General features: G+C 41.7%; 11 protein-coding genes. 5 read left to right on the forward strand and 6 right to left on the reverse strand.

What is annotated here, in order from left to right:
- Positions 1 to 516 precede the first annotated feature (516 nt).
- Positions 517 to 1,818, forward strand: coding sequence for a histidinol dehydrogenase (gene hisD / locus H6G92_RS25720; protein ID WP_190897112.1), 1,302 nt, complete (start codon positions 517 to 519; stop codon positions 1,816 to 1,818).
- Between the two features lie 448 nt (positions 1,819 to 2,266).
- A complete protein-coding gene (locus H6G92_RS25725; RefSeq protein WP_190897114.1) occupies positions 2,267 to 2,692 on the forward strand; it encodes a universal stress protein in 426 nt (141 codons plus the stop codon).
- Between the two features lie 193 nt (positions 2,693 to 2,885).
- Here the strand turns inward: H6G92_RS25725 and H6G92_RS25730 are convergent, their stop codons facing one another.
- Complete coding sequence (locus H6G92_RS25730) at positions 2,886 to 3,272, reverse strand: hypothetical protein (RefSeq protein ID WP_190897116.1); 387 nt, start codon at positions 3,270 to 3,272, stop codon at positions 2,886 to 2,888.
- Positions 3,273 to 3,412: 140 nt separating this feature from the next.
- Between H6G92_RS25730 and hslO the strand changes: the two genes are divergently transcribed.
- Both hslO and H6G92_RS25740 read left to right on the forward strand, forming a co-directional pair.
- Positions 3,413 to 4,318, forward strand: coding sequence for an Hsp33 family molecular chaperone HslO (hslO, locus tag H6G92_RS25735; RefSeq protein ID WP_190897118.1), 906 nt, complete (start codon positions 3,413 to 3,415; stop codon positions 4,316 to 4,318).
- A 154-nt stretch (positions 4,319 to 4,472) separates the two neighbouring features.
- A complete protein-coding gene (locus H6G92_RS25740; protein ID WP_190897120.1) occupies positions 4,473 to 6,560 on the forward strand; it encodes a chromosome segregation ATPase in 2,088 nt (695 codons plus the stop codon).
- A 274-nt stretch (positions 6,561 to 6,834) separates the two neighbouring features.
- Here H6G92_RS25740 and H6G92_RS25745 read toward each other — a convergent pair whose 3' ends face one another.
- From H6G92_RS25745 to H6G92_RS25765, 5 genes are all read right to left on the reverse strand, one after another.
- On the reverse strand, positions 6,835 to 7,713 hold the full coding sequence (locus H6G92_RS25745) for an NAD(P)-dependent oxidoreductase (RefSeq protein WP_190897122.1): 879 nt from the start codon (positions 7,711 to 7,713) through the stop codon (positions 6,835 to 6,837).
- Between the two features lie 392 nt (positions 7,714 to 8,105).
- The gene (locus tag H6G92_RS25750; protein ID WP_190897124.1) at positions 8,106 to 9,344 is read right to left on the reverse strand and encodes a class I SAM-dependent methyltransferase; all 1,239 of its coding nucleotides are present in this window, start codon (positions 9,342 to 9,344) and stop codon (positions 8,106 to 8,108) included.
- 139 nt (positions 9,345 to 9,483) lie between these two features.
- Entirely contained in the window at positions 9,484 to 9,873 is a 390-nt protein-coding gene (locus H6G92_RS25755; protein WP_190897126.1) for a VOC family protein, read from the reverse strand.
- Positions 9,874 to 10,182: 309 nt separating this feature from the next.
- Positions 10,183 to 10,719, reverse strand: coding sequence for a GAF domain-containing protein (locus tag H6G92_RS25760; protein ID WP_190897129.1), 537 nt, complete (start codon positions 10,717 to 10,719; stop codon positions 10,183 to 10,185).
- Positions 10,720 to 11,278: 559 nt separating this feature from the next.
- The gene (locus H6G92_RS25765) at positions 11,279 to 14,791 is read right to left on the reverse strand and encodes an Eco57I restriction-modification methylase domain-containing protein (RefSeq protein WP_190897131.1); all 3,513 of its coding nucleotides are present in this window, start codon (positions 14,789 to 14,791) and stop codon (positions 11,279 to 11,281) included.
- Positions 14,792 to 15,508: 717 nt separating this feature from the next.
- Between H6G92_RS25765 and H6G92_RS25775 the strand changes: the two genes are divergently transcribed.
- Positions 15,509 to 16,462: a DUF4351 domain-containing protein gene (locus H6G92_RS25775; protein WP_190897182.1), complete on the forward strand. Its 954-nt coding sequence runs from the start codon at positions 15,509 to 15,511 to the stop codon at positions 16,460 to 16,462.
- The last annotated feature ends 30 nt before the right edge of the window (positions 16,463 to 16,492 follow it).

A 16,492-nucleotide genomic window follows, 5' to 3' on the forward strand; every position in this document is an offset into this window, starting at 1 on the left:
GATCCTAACTCATCACCTAGTTAAGCAATCTGATTGCCAATACGACCAATCTGACCGTAAAACAGTGTATTGTCAAAGGCAAGGAACTGTAAACATCTAAATTTTAGGGGGTTCATAAGTATAGAACCGATATCATATTATTATCGTTTCTGTACATATGTTAACTACTAAAAGTTAGGAAAATAAGTAAAAATCATACTCAGACCCTACCCCCTGTAAATCTGGGGGATTGGATGTGTAAACATACCACCTGCACCCCGTAAGGAGTGAGGGCAAGGGCGTAAGGGGAACGGGAAATGGCACGCCTTCTTCCTGCCGCTAGCCTATGGAGGCTGGTCGGACTGAGTAATTAAGTCGCCTTCTTAAGCAAACCATGTGCTGGCAGGCTTGAGAGTATCAAAAAAATACAGGTTAAGCTAGAGAAGAGAATTAGAGTCAGCTTGCACACCCCAGTGGGTCAAGAGCAATACTAAATCTCAGGTGTGAATATTATAATTTTGGCATTGTCCTTACTCCATGCTGCGAATCATTACTCAGCAGGCAGACGTCAGAGCAGAACTACAACGGATCTGCGATCGCACCCATGACGAACAGGTGCTTCACAAAGAAGCAACGGTGCGGGAAGTTTTGCAAGCAGTGAAACGCCAAGGCGACAAAGCTGTTTTGCATTACACAGCCGAATTTGACAAACAAACCCTGAAAGCAGAAGAACTCCGAGTTACAGGCTCGGAACTAGATGCAGCCTATCAGCAGGTGTCAAAAGAGTTGTTGGGCGCGGTTCGGCTAGCTTGCCGCCAAGTTGAAGCGTTTCATCGTCAGCGAGTCCCAAAAAGCTGGGTACACTTCGGTGACGATGAAATAGTTCTGGGCAAACGCTACACCCCTGTAGACCGAGCAGGGTTGTATGTGCCTGGTGGTCGGGCCGCCTATCCCAGTACAGTAGTGATGAATGCAATTCCGGCAAAGGTAGCTGCTGTACCTCATGTGGTTATGGTGACACCACCAGGACCTGGGGGTGCAATTAACCCAGCAGTTTTGGTAGCTGCCCAAGAAGCAGGAGTACAAGAAATTTATCGCATTGGGGGCGCACAAGCGATCGCCGCTTTAGCCTATGGAACAGAAACCATTCCAAAAGTGAATGTAATTACTGGGCCTGGGAACATTTATGTCACCCTAGCGAAAAAACTTGTCTATGGCACCGTCGGCATTGATTCTTTGGCAGGTCCCAGCGAAGTGCTGGTGATTGCTGATGAAACTGCAAATCCGGTGCATGTAGCTGCTGACTTGCTGGCCCAAGCTGAACACGATCCAATGGCGGCAGCAATTTTGCTGACGACAGATGCTGCTTTGGCGAAAAACGTGCAAGTAGCCTTGGAAAGACAGCTAGTGGATCATCCACGGCGAATAGACACAGAAAAAGCGATCGCTCATTATGGGTTGATTGTTCTTGTGGAATCGCTCCAAGCAGCAGCAGAACTCTCAAATGAATTTGCCCCCGAACACCTGGAATTAGAAGTTAAAGACCCTTGGGCACTCTTACCACAGATTCGTCACGCTGGGGCAATCTTTTTGGGTTACTCAACACCAGAAGCTGTAGGAGACTATTTGGCAGGCCCTAACCATACTTTGCCAACTTCTGGTGCTGCCCGCTATGCTTCGGCATTAGGGGTGGAAACTTTCCTCAAACACTCCAGTATTATTCAATACTCCCAAACCGCACTGCAAAATGTGGCTGGTGCAATTGATGTGCTAGCAACAGCAGAGGGTTTACCTTCCCATGCTGATTCAGTCCGACGCCGAATTCAGCAAGAAGAGTGACTGGGAATGCTTAATTTTTTCTAATACTGTTGGCAAAAGTCACTTGATAAATTCCAGATAAAAGTTTGGATGGCTATGTCTGGCGACAAGCTGCTACGCGTCTACGCACGCTAGTTGCTGCCATGCCTTAAGCCTTTTGCGGTCATCTACAAATTGGGCATTGCCCACCTAATCCACTGGCTTATTAAGCAAGGATTTACCTGTATAGTAAGCCAGCGAACAGTTCAGAGGAGGGTTACCCTCCCCAAAGAACTGGCGAAAATATTGTCTACGCAAGTTACTACAACGCACCAGCGTCAAAAGGGGTGAAACCGACCTATAGGACAGCCCCTAATATATAAACTAAGTGGGTAGCTACACTAAATTAATGGAAATTAATTTAGTGTAGCTGCCAACAAGTTTTGCTACATACTGATGTAAGGGGTCTACTCTTTAGGAGACGAGAGCGGTGCTAAAGAATATTTTGGTAGCTCTGGACGGTTCGGAAATTTCAGAACGAGTGATTCAGACTTTAGATAATTTGGCGTTGTCAAAAGATGCCAAAGTTATTCTCTGTCATGTGTTTCTTACGCCAGAGTCAGAGATGGAATTACCCGCTGATCGTCCTCAGCCAGAGTCGCCAACCTTCTCTTATTTTCATATTGAAAAACAACTGCAATCCTATCAGGAAAGCTTATCAGTCACAAGTGAGTTAGAACTGGTAACTGGCGATCCTGCCGAAGAAATTATCCGCCTTGCCAATATTTACAAAACTGACTTGATTATAATTGGCAGCCGGGGATTGATTGGGATGAAGCGAATTGTCCAGCGTTCTGTTAGCAGTCAAGTTGTGGAAGAGGCTAATTGTTCGGTATTGGTGGTAAAGCCGAATTAGAATCAGGTAAAGGCAAATGAGATCATGCCATGACTACAACACCAGCAATCACTATCAGAAATATCTGGTATCTGGTGATTTAAAAAGGTTTCACCTCTGACAAGACTGGGGACTGGGGACGAGGAGAATAACTAATACCCAATGCCCTGTTTGACCAATTCCCCAATCTCCAATCCCTTCACATCCAGTTAATTCAACGTCCTTGAGTTGCTAGAAACTGACGCAAGCTCAACAAACTCAAAGTTTGACCCAAATTCAAGGGCAAAAGTGAAACTCCTTCCAAGCGGGACTGTACCCAACCTTCTCCCCAGTACCATTCGTGGAACCCGTCAATGCCTCCGCTAAGTACCAAGCGGAGACAGTTTGATTTGACAACATCTACTTGATGATGAATTGGGACTGGGCCAGTCCAAGTTGTAAACTGGAATCCGGGAAGTAGTTCTTCTGGCATTCCTGGCGCAAAGCGTTGCCCTAAGAGCCATTTTTCGAGTTGTACCGGATGCAGTAGACTGTCACGAATTGCATCTGTTGGTGCTTCGATTTCGATCCGCAGTTGGCTTTGTTGAAAATTACCCAGCATTTTTCTAGGATTACCTAAAGGTGAGACATCGCTATTTCTAATATTGCAAATAGAATCACTGATTATTACTACGTCACTTTTCTACCAGCAGAGAACTTAGAATAGAAAAAGTGAACTTGTTAAGAAATGTAAGGTTATTCATGGCGGATCAGTTAATTCGTGCAACAGCAGCCGAAGGTGGAATTCGTGCCGTAGGTGTGATCACCACACGTTTAACAGAAGAAGCACGGGGACGCCACAAGCTTTCCTATGTGGCAACGGCAGCACTGGGTCGGACTATGGCAGCAGGCTTGTTAATGGCTTCTAGTATGAAGCGAACTGGATCGAGGGTCAATGTCCGGGTAAAGGGTGATGGGCCTTTGGGTGGAATATTGGTAGATGCAGGCTTAGATGGCACGGTACGCGGGTATGTGGGAAATCCATCGGTGGAATTGCCTCCCAATGCCAAAGGTAAGCTAGATGTTGGTGGTGCAGTGGGTGATGGCTACCTCTACGTTGTCCGGGATATCGGTTACGGTTATCCTTACTCTAGTACGGTAGAACTAGTTTCTGGCGAAATTGGCGATGATGTAGCTCATTATCTAGTGAATTCCGAACAAACACCTTCAGCTTTAGTTCTAGGTGTGTTTGTGGGAGCAGGTGGAGTAACGGCTGCTGGAGGATTACTGATACAAGTATTGCCCAAAGCTGCCAGAGACGAAGCCCTAGTAGAAACTTTGGAATCACGGGTAGCTGGTCTAGCAGGATTTACGCCATTGTTGCAAGCTGGGAAGACTTTGACTGAAATCTTTGGTGATTTATTGGGAGACATGGGGCTGGCAATCTTTCCCGAACGACAAATATTGCGCTTCCACTGTGGTTGTTCTTTTGATCGCGTTTTGGGGGCACTGAAAATTTTGGGAGAAGCTGAACTGCAAGATATGATAATTAAAGATGATGGTGCTGAAGCAACTTGCGAATTTTGCGGCAACGTTTACCAGGCAAGTAGCGATCAGTTAGCTCAACTAATTGCCGATTTGCAAACTGAATCTACTGTTTTAGGATAAAGTATAAAATAGCACTGATTTTTTAGATTGCTAATGGTACTCTGTAGAGAGAGATAATCAAAAAAGTGGCTTTTTAATCATGAGAAAGTTACTATGTCAACAATGGAATTATCGACTTAAAACAGAGCGCGATTCAATTATTTTGGTGTGAGAGATGACAGAGCGGGATATTCCAGACAGTTGGTCTTCAGCCAGTGGAAGAGAGCCAGATCAAAACAAAAGATTATCCCGAACAGAACAATTCGGTGAAACTCAGCCATTTGATGTCCCAGCTACTGGTTCTACCTCCAAGTCAGTGAAGCGGCGAAAAAAAAACCATACGGAAGGATTACCTATAAATAGTAATTCAAAAGAAACTGCCCAACTTAGTAGTACTTTTGCAAAGTGGCCACGCTGGATGAAAAGCTGGACATTATGGCTGGTACTACTAATGTTAATTCCCGGCAGTGTGGGATTCTTGGCAATGGCAATGCTGCTGAAGTTGCCAACTGCTCCTAATTGCCCCTCGATTTTCTGGCCTCTAGCTAGTGCTTCTGTGCGGCTACACTGTGCCCAGTTGGCGGCTTCTAAACAGACAGTAAACGACCTATTGCAAGCGATCGCTCTGGTGAAGGAACTACCAGAAAATCACCCATTACATGGAGAAATTGATCGTTTCATCGAAGAATGGTCGCGGGATATCTTGAAGCTAGCTGATCAAAGTTTCCAAACTGGGAATTTAGAGGAAGCGATCGCTACTGCTCAAAAAATACCCGAAGATGTGGCAGCTTATAAATTAGTCGATGAGCAAATTAGCAAATGGCAGACAATTTGGTCAAAGGCAGAAGAAACATACAACGGTGCGATCGCAGAAGTAAAGGAACGGCGCTGGCAATCGGCGTTCATGTTATCCGCCAAAATGCTGCGTGTAGACAATCAATACTGGGCGGGTACTAAATACGACCAATTGAATCGTCTAATTGCCACAGCGCGGGAAGATGGCGATAAGTTAGGAAAAGCTGAAAGTTTAGCAAAAAGCCAAGTTGTTGATAATTTATTAGAAGCTATCAAGTTAGCCGAGTCCATTGGGCAAGAAAGTTACATTTATCAAAAAGCTCAGGAAGCAATTCCGGCATTTGGACGCAAAATGCTGGAATTGGCACAAGCAAAACTAGATAAGCGGGATGCAGATGAAGCACTGAATATTGCCAGACAAATTCCAGAGATTACGAAACTACAAGGCGAAACAGATGACTTTATCGCCATAGCTGACGCGAAAAGGAGTGCTTGGATAGGCAACGTTTCTGGTTTAGAGGCAGCGATCGCTCAAGCACAACAAATTGATCCTTCCAGACCAGTGTATAACGAAGCACAGCAATTAATTGCTCGTTGGCAATTGGAAATTGAAGATGTTGCCCATCTGGAAAAAGCGAGAATATTGGCTAGCCAGGGAACAGTTAATAATTTAACAGCAGCGATCGCCCAAGTACAGCTGATTCCTGCTAGTAACCCCCGCGCCACAGAAGCTAGACAAGAAATGGGTCGCTGGCGTGCTCAAGTGGAGACAATTGAAGACCAACCTTACTTAGAACGCGCCGAACAGATAGCAATATTCGACGATATTAACTCCTTACAAGCTGCGATCGCCCAGGCTAGCGAAATTCGTAGAGGTCGGGCATTATATCCAGAAGCACGGAAAAAAATTCGTACTTGGGTAGGAAAGATTCAGCGAATTCAAGACCAACCCTACTTGGATCAGGCACAAGAACTGGCACAGAGTGGAAATCTTACTGCCGCCATTAGCGCAGCTCAACAAATTGCCTCGTCGGGAAGGGCGCTTTCTGGGGAGGCACAAGCTGCAATAAATGACTGGGAAGGGCAAATCCGCACTAGAGAAAACTGGAGAAAAGCCCAGGAAGTTGGGGCGGCTGGCACTCCAGAAGCTTTGGTTGAAGCAATACGGCTGGCAGATCGGGTTTCAAACAATAGCATCTTACGTATGGATGCGAATCTAGCTATTGATCAGTGGAGTCAGCAATTGTTAGAAATAGCACGCTCTCAAGGTCAGTCTGATATTGCTAGAGGCATTGACATTGCCAAATCCATTCCACGCGGTAGTGCTGCTTACAGTGCAGCGCAAGAGCAAATTAGGGCTTGGCAGGAATTTCTCAATCCTCAACCGGAACCTCAACCTCAACCGGAACTTCAGCCTCAGCCTGAATCTCTACCATTTCCTCCGTCGACTACTATTAATGGGCAGTAATATCCTTATAAACGATTCAGTTAAAACCTTTTGATTCAGGATTTTTAAAGGGTATATCACGGATGTCGGGGTGTAGGGAGAAACTTTCTTCAATGTGTTTTAAATACACAACATTTTTCAAGTAGGGGCGCACCTTTGAGCATACGTGTCAACTTAAGCCCAAACCCCTTTAAAATCTCGTTTCCAGTTTCTGGCTGGAAACGAGACAATCTCTAAAAGCTTGTGCTAGACAGGCTTTTAGATTAAGTTGACAGATGTGTGTCCCTCAAAAAATTTATTCCCCGATCCCTTCTCCCCATTCTTTAATTACAGAAAATAGTGATGAGTAATCATCATCTGCAAATGACATTTTCACGGCTGTTTGCAAGATTTGCCGCACACCTTTAATACTGCTGAGATCCAAACTCCGAGATTTGGCTTCCGAGATAAATAATTCTGTATCTTTAAGCAAGTGTTTTGTGGGGAAATTGGGATCAGCATAATTGCCATCTAACATCCGTTGTAGCTTTTTGTCAAAGGTAGGTGCATAAAGTGGACTGTCGCGCAATATTTGCATAAACACATCCACGTCGACACCCTGACGCTGAATAAAAGCTAGACTCAGAGCAAAGCTAGTTGTTAGAGAAGCTATTAGTTGATTTAGTGCCAATTTGAGCGCCGCAGCAGCTCCCACTGGGCCGATAAGTAAAGGTTCTGTCCCGAAATTTTGGAGTAACTTTAAATGGCGTTGATATTGTTCTGGCTCGGCACCTACCATAACACTCAAGTTGCCAGCTTTTGCTTCGGGGATACTCCCTAATACAGGTGCTTCTAAATACTCACCACCACCAGCAACAACTGCATCTCTAATTTCCTGGCTTTCTGTGGGAGTAATTGTTCCCATTTGGATAATCGTGCGTCCTTCCAGAGTTTGCCAAGCAGTATCTGAAAGCAACACATTATAAATAGCCGGGGCATTAGTCAGCATGAGGATTACGCACTCAGCAGCACGAATGGCGTGGCGGGGATGTGTGACAATTTCAGCCCCAGCTGCTTGTAGTGGTGCTAATTTTTCTGGGGTGCGATTGTAGGCAACTAGCTGTATATCTGCGGCTAATAACCTTTGAGCCATTGGTAGTCCCATCAGTCCAGTTCCCAGAAATGCCACCTTCATTTTTCATGTTCCTTTAATACAGCGTCACCAATAGCGAGTCATCAAGCGTCATAGCCCATCGTGGACATTGCGTTTGCATTGTTTGATTCAAATTTGTTGGGAAGTAGTGATTTGAGACTTAAGATATAATCCCAAATCCCAGTTTCTCTACTCCCAATAGAGACGCGATTAATCGCGTCTCTGGTAATCAACCACCGGCGGCAAAAGTCACCATGATTATCACTGAAAGTAAAATACCAGGGGTAAGTAGTGTTGCTAGCATTAACAGGTCATGAGTGGACATAATTATTACTTTGGTAGTGTGTTTAACTTTACAGTAATCACTGTTATGCTAGTCTAAATAAGACTAATACTGCATTCTTAAATAGAGTTTTAACTTTTCAAATTTACGTTTACTCTGGCAAAGTTAATCCTTTCAGTGGTTGAGAAATTTCTGTATTGTTCAGACCTTTGCTCTGAACTAGGACTCCAAAGCCGCCTAACCCTGTGGGATCTAGAAGTTGGTGTAGTGCGTCCCGCCGCTGTAGTAACTGTGAGAGGGGTTGCTGTTGATAAGAAAGGGCAGCAATATGATCGCCTAACCCCAACGCCATCAAAAATAATCCCTGCTGGATAAAACCAATATTCTTTAAATTGCACTTCTCACCCCAGCGTTCCAAAGCTGTAAAGTCAACATGGGCAGTGATATCTTGTTGCCCAATATTGATATAAGGGTTGTCATGGAAACGGTGCTGATAATAGCACTGTAGCGTTCCCTGCGATCGCCTGGGATTGTAGTAACGACTGGCGGGGTAGCCATAATCAATTGTTAACACATAACCGCGCTGCAAGCGGTCTGCTACTATACTCAACCAGTCTAGAGCAGCTAAATTAATTTCACTACGGTAGCTATCTGGATATACACTTTGGGTTAAATCGATTCCTACTAAATCCAAATGTTCAGCTAGTTGGGGCGTTGAAGGTTCCCCTGTAACTTCCACAAATGCAAAATTTGACCTCTCCCCCAACCCCTCCCCTATGAGGGGAGGGGAGAAGGACTCATACTTGCCTTCTTGAGGGGTTAAGTTTTGTGGTGTTGTCACATAAATTTCTCGGAGTTCTCCCGCTTCTAAAGTGAATTGATGGACGGGGAAAGCATCTACTAACTCATTGGAAAAAAAGCAACCTGCGATCGCATTTGGTGGTATCTCCTCTAAATTGCACCAACGCACAGGGAAATCTTGCAAGCGTTGCTGCTGTTCTTGTCTTAATGTTGGCGACTTTTCAACAATGATGTACTCCAGCGCTGCAAAAAAATCTGGGTAGTTTAGCTGATAATATTTGAGGATATGCAAAGCCAGCAATCCTTGACCTGCTCCCATTTCTACCAAAGAAAATGGTACAGGTTTTCCTAGAATCTCCCACATTTGCAAAAATTGTTCTGCGAGTAACTCGCCAAAGTCAGAACAGAGGTTGGGAGAAGTAAAAAAATCACTATCTTTAAAGCCTATTTTGACTGCATCGCTGGAATAGTAGCCGTATTCAGGGTGGTATAATGCCATGTCCATGAATTGGGCAAAAGTAATTCGTTGTTGGGGACTAGTGGTAATATGATTTGCGATCGCTGCACACAATGCTGGATTGGAATCCATAGGAAAGTCAAGAGTTAAGAGTCATGAATTCAATTTAACTTCTAAGTCTTCAACAGACAGTTTAAGCCGTGACTTTCTCTATATTGACTGAATCACAAGCATGGGAAAGCTATCTTGACTAAATTCATTTGTAAGCATTTCAGCCACTTACCAACGACACCAACACACCATTGAGATCGCGGACACGAGCAATTGTTTTTCCCCCAGGTTGAGATTTAGGGGCATCTAATGTTTTTGCACCAGCGCCGATCGCTCTCATGTAAGCACTGCCAACATCAGGAGTTATAAATGATATCTGGATTAATGTCGGTGGTTGTGTGGCGTCGTTGGGATGGCAGCCACCAGGAAATAACTTTTGTGCTTCGCTACTAGAAGAGAAAGCTAATGTGGTGTTTCCGGTTTCGATTTCGGCCCACATAGATTGTCCTTTATCCTGGAGAGTGCGACGAACCAGACCAAAGGCTTTTTCGTAAAACTCAACTGTTTTAACTACATCGTCTACCCAAATGACCGTGTAACCAAATTTCATAATTCTTTCTCCTTATCTATAAAAAATTGAGGGTTTCAAACCCACGGAGGCGGGTAAAGCCTTGTGTAGAAGCGGTTTCTAACCGCCCTTTTAACTACTACTTATTGTTAAAACCCCTCTCCAAACCTCTCCCCGAAAGGTCGATAGGCTTTGATTATTGCTCCCCTTCCCTTGTAGGGAAGGGGTTGGGGGTTAGGTCTGAAAGAAAGTTGCACACGGCGTGAATTACAAATTACGTTAGCGCAGCGTTAGCGAGTCTTGCCTACGGCACGCTGCGCTAACGAGCGTCATTACGAATTACGAATTATTTTAACTCTCCAGAATATTACTATCTGTTGCTAGAGTTTGTGCGCCTATTTGCATCATTTGTATATCTGATGGCGACCAATCATGAGGCCCTTGACAGTGATGTGCTACTAGCAATCCCCATAATCCTTTAGGAGTAACAATTGGTGCAACCAAGTTGGCGCGAACCTGCATATTGCGGAGAAAATCTCGGTGACAAGGCTGGATTGGCTCTAATTCAATATCAGCGATCGCCTTTACCCGTCCTGCTAAGTATAAAGCAGCATACTCGTTGTTAAAACAATCATCTGGGCCAGTGGAACCAAGTATTGAGAATTCTTGAGAACTCAAAGATTCAAAAGTCACCTGTCCTTCCCACTGCCCGTAAAAATAATACAACACCACCCGATCAACCTGAAGCGATTCTCTGAGTTGATTGGTTGTTTGCCGGACTAACTCATCGCGCTGAATTGATTTAACAAGGCGGTCGAGCAATTTTTGCAAACCCTGTTCACGGCGATCGCGGCTATGGTTAAATTCGGAGTGAGGATGAATTTGCACGGTTCTAATATTACGACTAGGTAAATGCTGCCGGATTTATATAGTAATTTATTAGACTTTATGTAAATACATTGTTTTATTTATAGCAGCAATTCCATTTTAACGAAACATAATACTATTCAACCTCTACGGGGAATTTTAAATAAATTATTAAGAAACTACAATTTTTAATTCGCACCAAAGATAATTCAAAATTATAAATTTAGTATTAAGAATTTTGGAAATTTACAAATAATATGTTTTGTCTTTCCCTAGCTTGAGGCAATAAATATACTTAAAACTCTAATGTAACAATTTAGTTTGTATTTCTCGTTACAGATATTAGAGGATGTTTGAAAAATCCTCTTAACGGTAGCAAAAGGTTTTAGATCCCCCTAAATCCCCCGATAAATTGGGGGACTTTGAGAGCTTTTTGCCCCCCTTTTTAAGGGGGGTTGGGGGGATCAAAAGCCTGTGACGCAACTCTAGAGGACTTGTGTATACACCGTAGCCTTTTGAAGGAGAGTTAAGGGCGATCAATAAGTGCAAAGATACAGAAAATTACTTTTCAAACAACCTCTTAGTCATACTGATAGTATTCTTTGTTTCCATACTCTGTATGAGAACAAGAGACTAATTCTGATTCTCCAAACATTGGGGCAAAGTTACGATAAGCTGACAATGCTGCTTCTTTAACAGCTGCATTCACAATCGGAAAGGTAGTGAGGATGTAGCTAAATTCATCTTCGGTTAAGCCGTAAAGATGTGCTACCATTCCATCGAGTTCTGCGCGGAGATTGGCGCATTCTGTTTCGTCGGTAACGCCTTGTTGATGGGAACCTAAACCGACTTCTTGCGCGAGTTCGTCAAATTCTGGTGTGGTGCAGATGAGTTTGGCGGCGCGTTGTACAATATCGTTGAAGTTGCGATCGTTTTTTGTTAAACGTGGAACGGGTAGTTGATAGACATAGAACATATTGAGAGTGGTAGTTACTTTTTGACGTAAAAGCCAATCCAATATAAAAGCATTACAGACTGCACAAAGAAAAATCATTTCACTATTAGAAATGCCAGATTTATTTAAATCTATAGTTGTACTGTTATTATCACAAAACACTTGACGGGGAGCAATTGTAGTAATTAAAGTTCTTGAATCTGTGTTACGTGCAATACGACGATGTACCCAACGATAACGCTGATAATCAATAATTTCATTATTGTCTTTTTTATTCCCAAGTAATATTGATCTACCAACTGATTCTTTAATCCAGTATGGTGGTGGTTCTTCCGTAAGATTAAACTGATGAAACATTTTCCCTACAAAAAGTGGTAATGTCTCTCCTGTTTTTTGTAGTTGAAAAAAGTTATTATCATTACCTCTATCAAATTCACGAGTAAGTACGAAGTTCCACTTACCATCAATCTTTTCACCTAGCAAGGGAAACTTACTCATTTTCTCAGCTATGCGGATATCTACCTCATTCTTAAACTCCATCACAGATAGCGAATCAGGCGATAACTTACGTATCATATCTACGTTAATCTGCAAGCTATCTTCACTAGGAAACCTTTGAAGCTCCTGCACATCCAAACGCATAAATGCAGAAGGGAATTCCGTTGTTATACTCCCTTTGACAAAAGTAAGGACAACAAACTTAAAACGACTATCAACTTCTTCAAAAATTGTCTTACGATTCTCAAGACAGAATAAACCAGTAACTTTAGTTTGACTAAACAACATCTCGCGCAATTGCTTAGTCCCCAAATCCGTGTAAATTCCACTAGGAATTACAATTCCGCACTCACCGCCTGAACGCAAAAGATTAAAACACTGTTCTGTAAATAGCTTATAAAGATTAATATCCGTACCTGCTTTTTTACCATTCACTATAGAAATCTGATTTTTATACTGTTCAGATGAACGATAATAAGCGCTGACATAAGGATATTGACTTTGATATTCTAACCAAGCACTTGCAATTATTGGATTTTGTAATAGCTTATTCTGCTCTTTCTCAAAATCCTTAATATCCATCTTGTTCTTCGTCACCAGTTCATTATGCTGTGCAAAAAACTCTTTCGCCTGTGGCTTAAATATTTCCCAAGGTGGATTAGTGATAATTGCATCAAAACCACCGCGTTCTAAAACCTCGTTAAAATGATAACCCCAGTGAAACGGCTTCAAAGCTGCAATATCCTCAACCTTCAAAACCCGCTTCTGTGATTTTCCAGTTAACTGAACCTCTTCATACTTGATACCCAAACGCTTACTAAACTCATCCAACAGCAAAAGATTTAACTTTTCCTGCGATTCTTTGTTGAGTTGTTCAATACTTCTGCGTAGATGTCTGTAGCAAGTATCTTTAGGTGTATCAGTGTGAGGTAAGTTTTGGGGTAAAAAAACATATTCTTTGTAAATTTTAATCGACTTATTCTTCTCTTCTAATATTTTTTTGTAACTATCGGCTGCTAAAGACTGTAAAAGATTACCTTGTAGTGAATTTCCGACTGTATCAAAGGCTGTTTCATCAACTTTAATTAATCCAATCAGCGAATTACCTGCCATAATATTAAAATCAATATTCGGCAAAGGCTCTAACTCTTCCACATCATTAGCAGAAGAAACCAACGCTAAGAAAAGACGCAATTTAGCGATTTCTGTTGCTTCCTCCATGATGTCTATACCATAGAGGTTATCTCTAATAATGCGCTTTCTGATAAAATACTCTATGGAAATATGCTCAGTTTTTTCATTTTTTAACCAGTCTTTTAATTTCTGATCTCCCTGTAATTCAATTGTCCCAATAAGAGCAGTATATATAAAAATTAGCGTCTTCATCGCCGCCACAAGAAAAGCACCAGAACCGCAAGCTGGGTCAAGGATTGATAAATTAGGAAGAATCTTTTCTATTAGTAGATGAGAAACATTTGTATCCAGTTTGATAAGAAGTTCGTTAATATCCTCAAATGGCTTATACTGATCAGACAGCGCATCATTTACACGGTCTACAATTAACTTGTGGATAGTTCTATCGCAGAGATATTCTGTAATCTGCGGTCTAGTATAATACGCCCCAAAAGCTTTTTGGTTAATATATTTCTCAAAAATATAACCCAAGACGTCAGGATTTATCTCATTGTCTTTTCCTTCCGGCGTATCATCTAAATTCCAAGAATAACGCCCAAATAAATCTAAAACTTGCTCAAAGGCCTCATCAACAATAGAAATCTGATATTTCTCTTCAATATGATGTTTGAGAAATAGTCCACCATTCAGGTATTTAACCTTTCCTACCAATTCTTGAACAGATAAATCGCGTTCAAACTCAGGTTTTGCAAAGCTTTCAAAAAACAAAGCTTTGAGAAATTCACCATAAAAATGATCTTCACCTTTTTGTTTGCTCTGCTCAAGCTTATTTTGTAGATAATTTAAATCTTTGTTATCAATAAAACCCTTACGCTGGAGAAAATAAACAAACATCAGGCGATTGAGAATTACCGATGTATACCAACGTCTATCTATCTCATTATCAATTCCTTTCACAAACAGCAAAAATTTCTGGTGTTGCTCTTGAAATTCCTTGTAAAACTTCTTAGTTACTGGCTCAACATCAAAACCGCGTTGTAGCTTATAAGCAATTTCGACAACAGTCGGTTCTCCATGTTCTAATTCAGTAATATCAATGACTAAAGAACCAAGCTTGCTTAAAAATAAGTCTCCTGGTTGACCTTTCACATATAAATGGTCACGAACAGAGGTTTTACTTCCTTCTCTTTTCACCCAATACCAAAGACTACGTGTGCGTTCTGCGGTAATAAAAATTAGGAGATTTTCAGCTATCAGCTTATTAATTTCTTTGTAAATCTCATCTCTAACCTTAGCCTCTGGTATTTTTCCATCTGCTGCGGTGACTTCAAAGATTGCAACACCCGAAAGTTCAGCAATCTTCTGGTATTGATATTTCTTGTTGTCAATTTTTAAACTTACAGGTTTTTGTCTTGAGGGTTGCGACCAACCTAATTCCTCAATAAACAAATCACTAAATTGGAAGTTATAGAGTAAATCGCGTGTTCGTTGAAAATTAAGCGACATAATTTCCCATGCTTTAAGAATAAAAAAAGAGCATAGTAAATTTGCCACTCAGAAAATAAATCTGTGGCTCTAAAAACTAAGTCCGCGTTGGCGGACTTTAAGAAACCCTATTTATAGGAGTTAAATTTTAACCATGCTTTTGATACTTTATAAATCCTTTATGCTTGGTTAAGCTTCAGAGATACTACGGAAAGTTATTGAGTTATCTAAAAGCCGACTTATTTATATGCAAGTGAGCTTTTTAATCGTCAAGTATATTTGCTGATTACTTTACCAAAATGCTTAATTACTTTCTTAAAATACCTAATTGCTTTCTCAAAATACTTAAATGCTTTCTCAAAATGCCTAATTGCTTACTCAAAAAGCTTAAATGCTTTCTCATTTCGGTAGATTTAGCAAGCAAAAAGAGATATTGCTTACTCAAAATGCTTAAATGCTTTCTCATTTCGGTAGATTTAGCAAGCAAAAGGAGATATTGCTTACTCAAAATGCTTAAATGCTTTCTCATTTCGGTGTTTTCCGCAATATAACAAAGACGCGATAAATCGCCGTCTCTACAAAGGGCTAACTATTGTAGAGACGGCGATTCATCGCGTCTCTTGCCATTTGGTATAAGCGTAGGTTGAGAAGTAAAAGTAATTCGCAGCTACGTCCATAGAGGTTGACTTTGGAGTTCACAAATGATTTAAGATGACTACACCATCTAGCAATCAACTGATGACTGAGGAACTGGAAAGAGCAGATAATGATAGCCCTTGGAAAGAAATTTTAGAAGCTTATTTTCCCCAAGCAATGCAATTTTTCTTTCCTCAAACAGCAAAAATAATTAATTGGGAACGTCCCCACGAATTTCTTGATAAGGAATTTCAACAAATAGCCCGCGAAGCCGAACTTGGTAGAAGATATGCAGATAAATTAGTTAAAGTCTGGCAAATTCAAGGACAAGAAGTTTGGCTATTAATCCATGTAGAAATCCAGGCAAAATCAGAAGACACCTTTGCAGAAAGAATGTTTTCCTACAACCTGCGAATTTTTGACAGATTTGGGAAACCTGCCATAAGTTTGGCGATTTTGTGCGATACAGACCCGAAATGGCGACCCAATCAATATAGTTATAATTATCCCAATACCAGGCTTAACTTTGAATTTGGAACTGTCAAGCTGCTGGATTATCAAAATCGTTGGACAGAATTAGAAGCCAGCGACAATCCATTTGCAACTGTAGTAACGGCGCATTTGAAGACGCAGCAAACAAATAAAAAGCCAGGAGAACGTAAAGCTTGGAAATTTAGCTTGATTCGCAGATTGTATGAATTAGGATTGCAAGAAAAAGATATTCGTAACCTTTATCGATTTATTGATTGGGTTATGATTTTACCAAAAGCCTTAGAAGCAGAATTTTGGCAAGAGTTTAAGCAATTTGAGCAGGAGCGAACTATGAGCTACATTACCACAGGGGAGCGCATTGGTTACGAGCGGGGAAAACAAGAACAAGGACAAACCCTCGTGTTACGGCAACTACAAAAACGGGTAGGAGAGTTACCACAAGAGGTTCGGGGGCGCATTCAAACTCTTTCTTTAGAGCAATTAGAAGCACTTGGCGAGGCTTTATTGGATTTTACAGCCATTGAGGATTTACTTAACTGGTTGGAAGCCAATCAAACAGTTTAATTTTTAAAATCCAGTAGGGTGCGTTACGCC

Source organism: Nostoc foliaceum FACHB-393 (assembly GCF_014698505.1).
GTDB lineage: Bacteria > Cyanobacteriota > Cyanobacteriia > Cyanobacteriales > Nostocaceae > Nostoc > Nostoc foliaceum_A.

Bases quoted from the DNA above. Each gene is read 5' to 3' on its own strand.
- H6G92_RS25745 (WP_190897122.1), bottom strand. From the start codon at position 7,713: ATGAAGGTGGCATTTCTGGGAACTGGACTGATGGGACTACCAATGGCT.
- H6G92_RS25730 (WP_190897116.1), bottom strand. From the start codon at position 3,272: ATGCTGGGTAATTTTCAACAAAGCCAACTGCGGATCGAAATCGAAGCA.
- H6G92_RS25740 (WP_190897120.1), top strand. From the start codon at position 4,473: ATGACAGAGCGGGATATTCCAGACAGTTGGTCTTCAGCCAGTGGAAGA.
- H6G92_RS25765 (WP_190897131.1), bottom strand. From the start codon at position 14,791: ATGTCGCTTAATTTTCAACGAACACGCGATTTACTCTATAACTTCCAA.
- H6G92_RS25775 (WP_190897182.1), top strand. From the start codon at position 15,509: ATGACTGAGGAACTGGAAAGAGCAGATAATGATAGCCCTTGGAAAGAA.
- H6G92_RS25755 (WP_190897126.1), bottom strand. From the start codon at position 9,873: ATGAAATTTGGTTACACGGTCATTTGGGTAGACGATGTAGTTAAAACA.
- H6G92_RS25750 (WP_190897124.1), bottom strand. From the start codon at position 9,344: ATGGATTCCAATCCAGCATTGTGTGCAGCGATCGCAAATCATATTACC.
- hslO (WP_190897118.1), top strand. From the start codon at position 3,413: ATGGCGGATCAGTTAATTCGTGCAACAGCAGCCGAAGGTGGAATTCGT.
- hisD (WP_190897112.1), top strand. From the start codon at position 517: ATGCTGCGAATCATTACTCAGCAGGCAGACGTCAGAGCAGAACTACAA.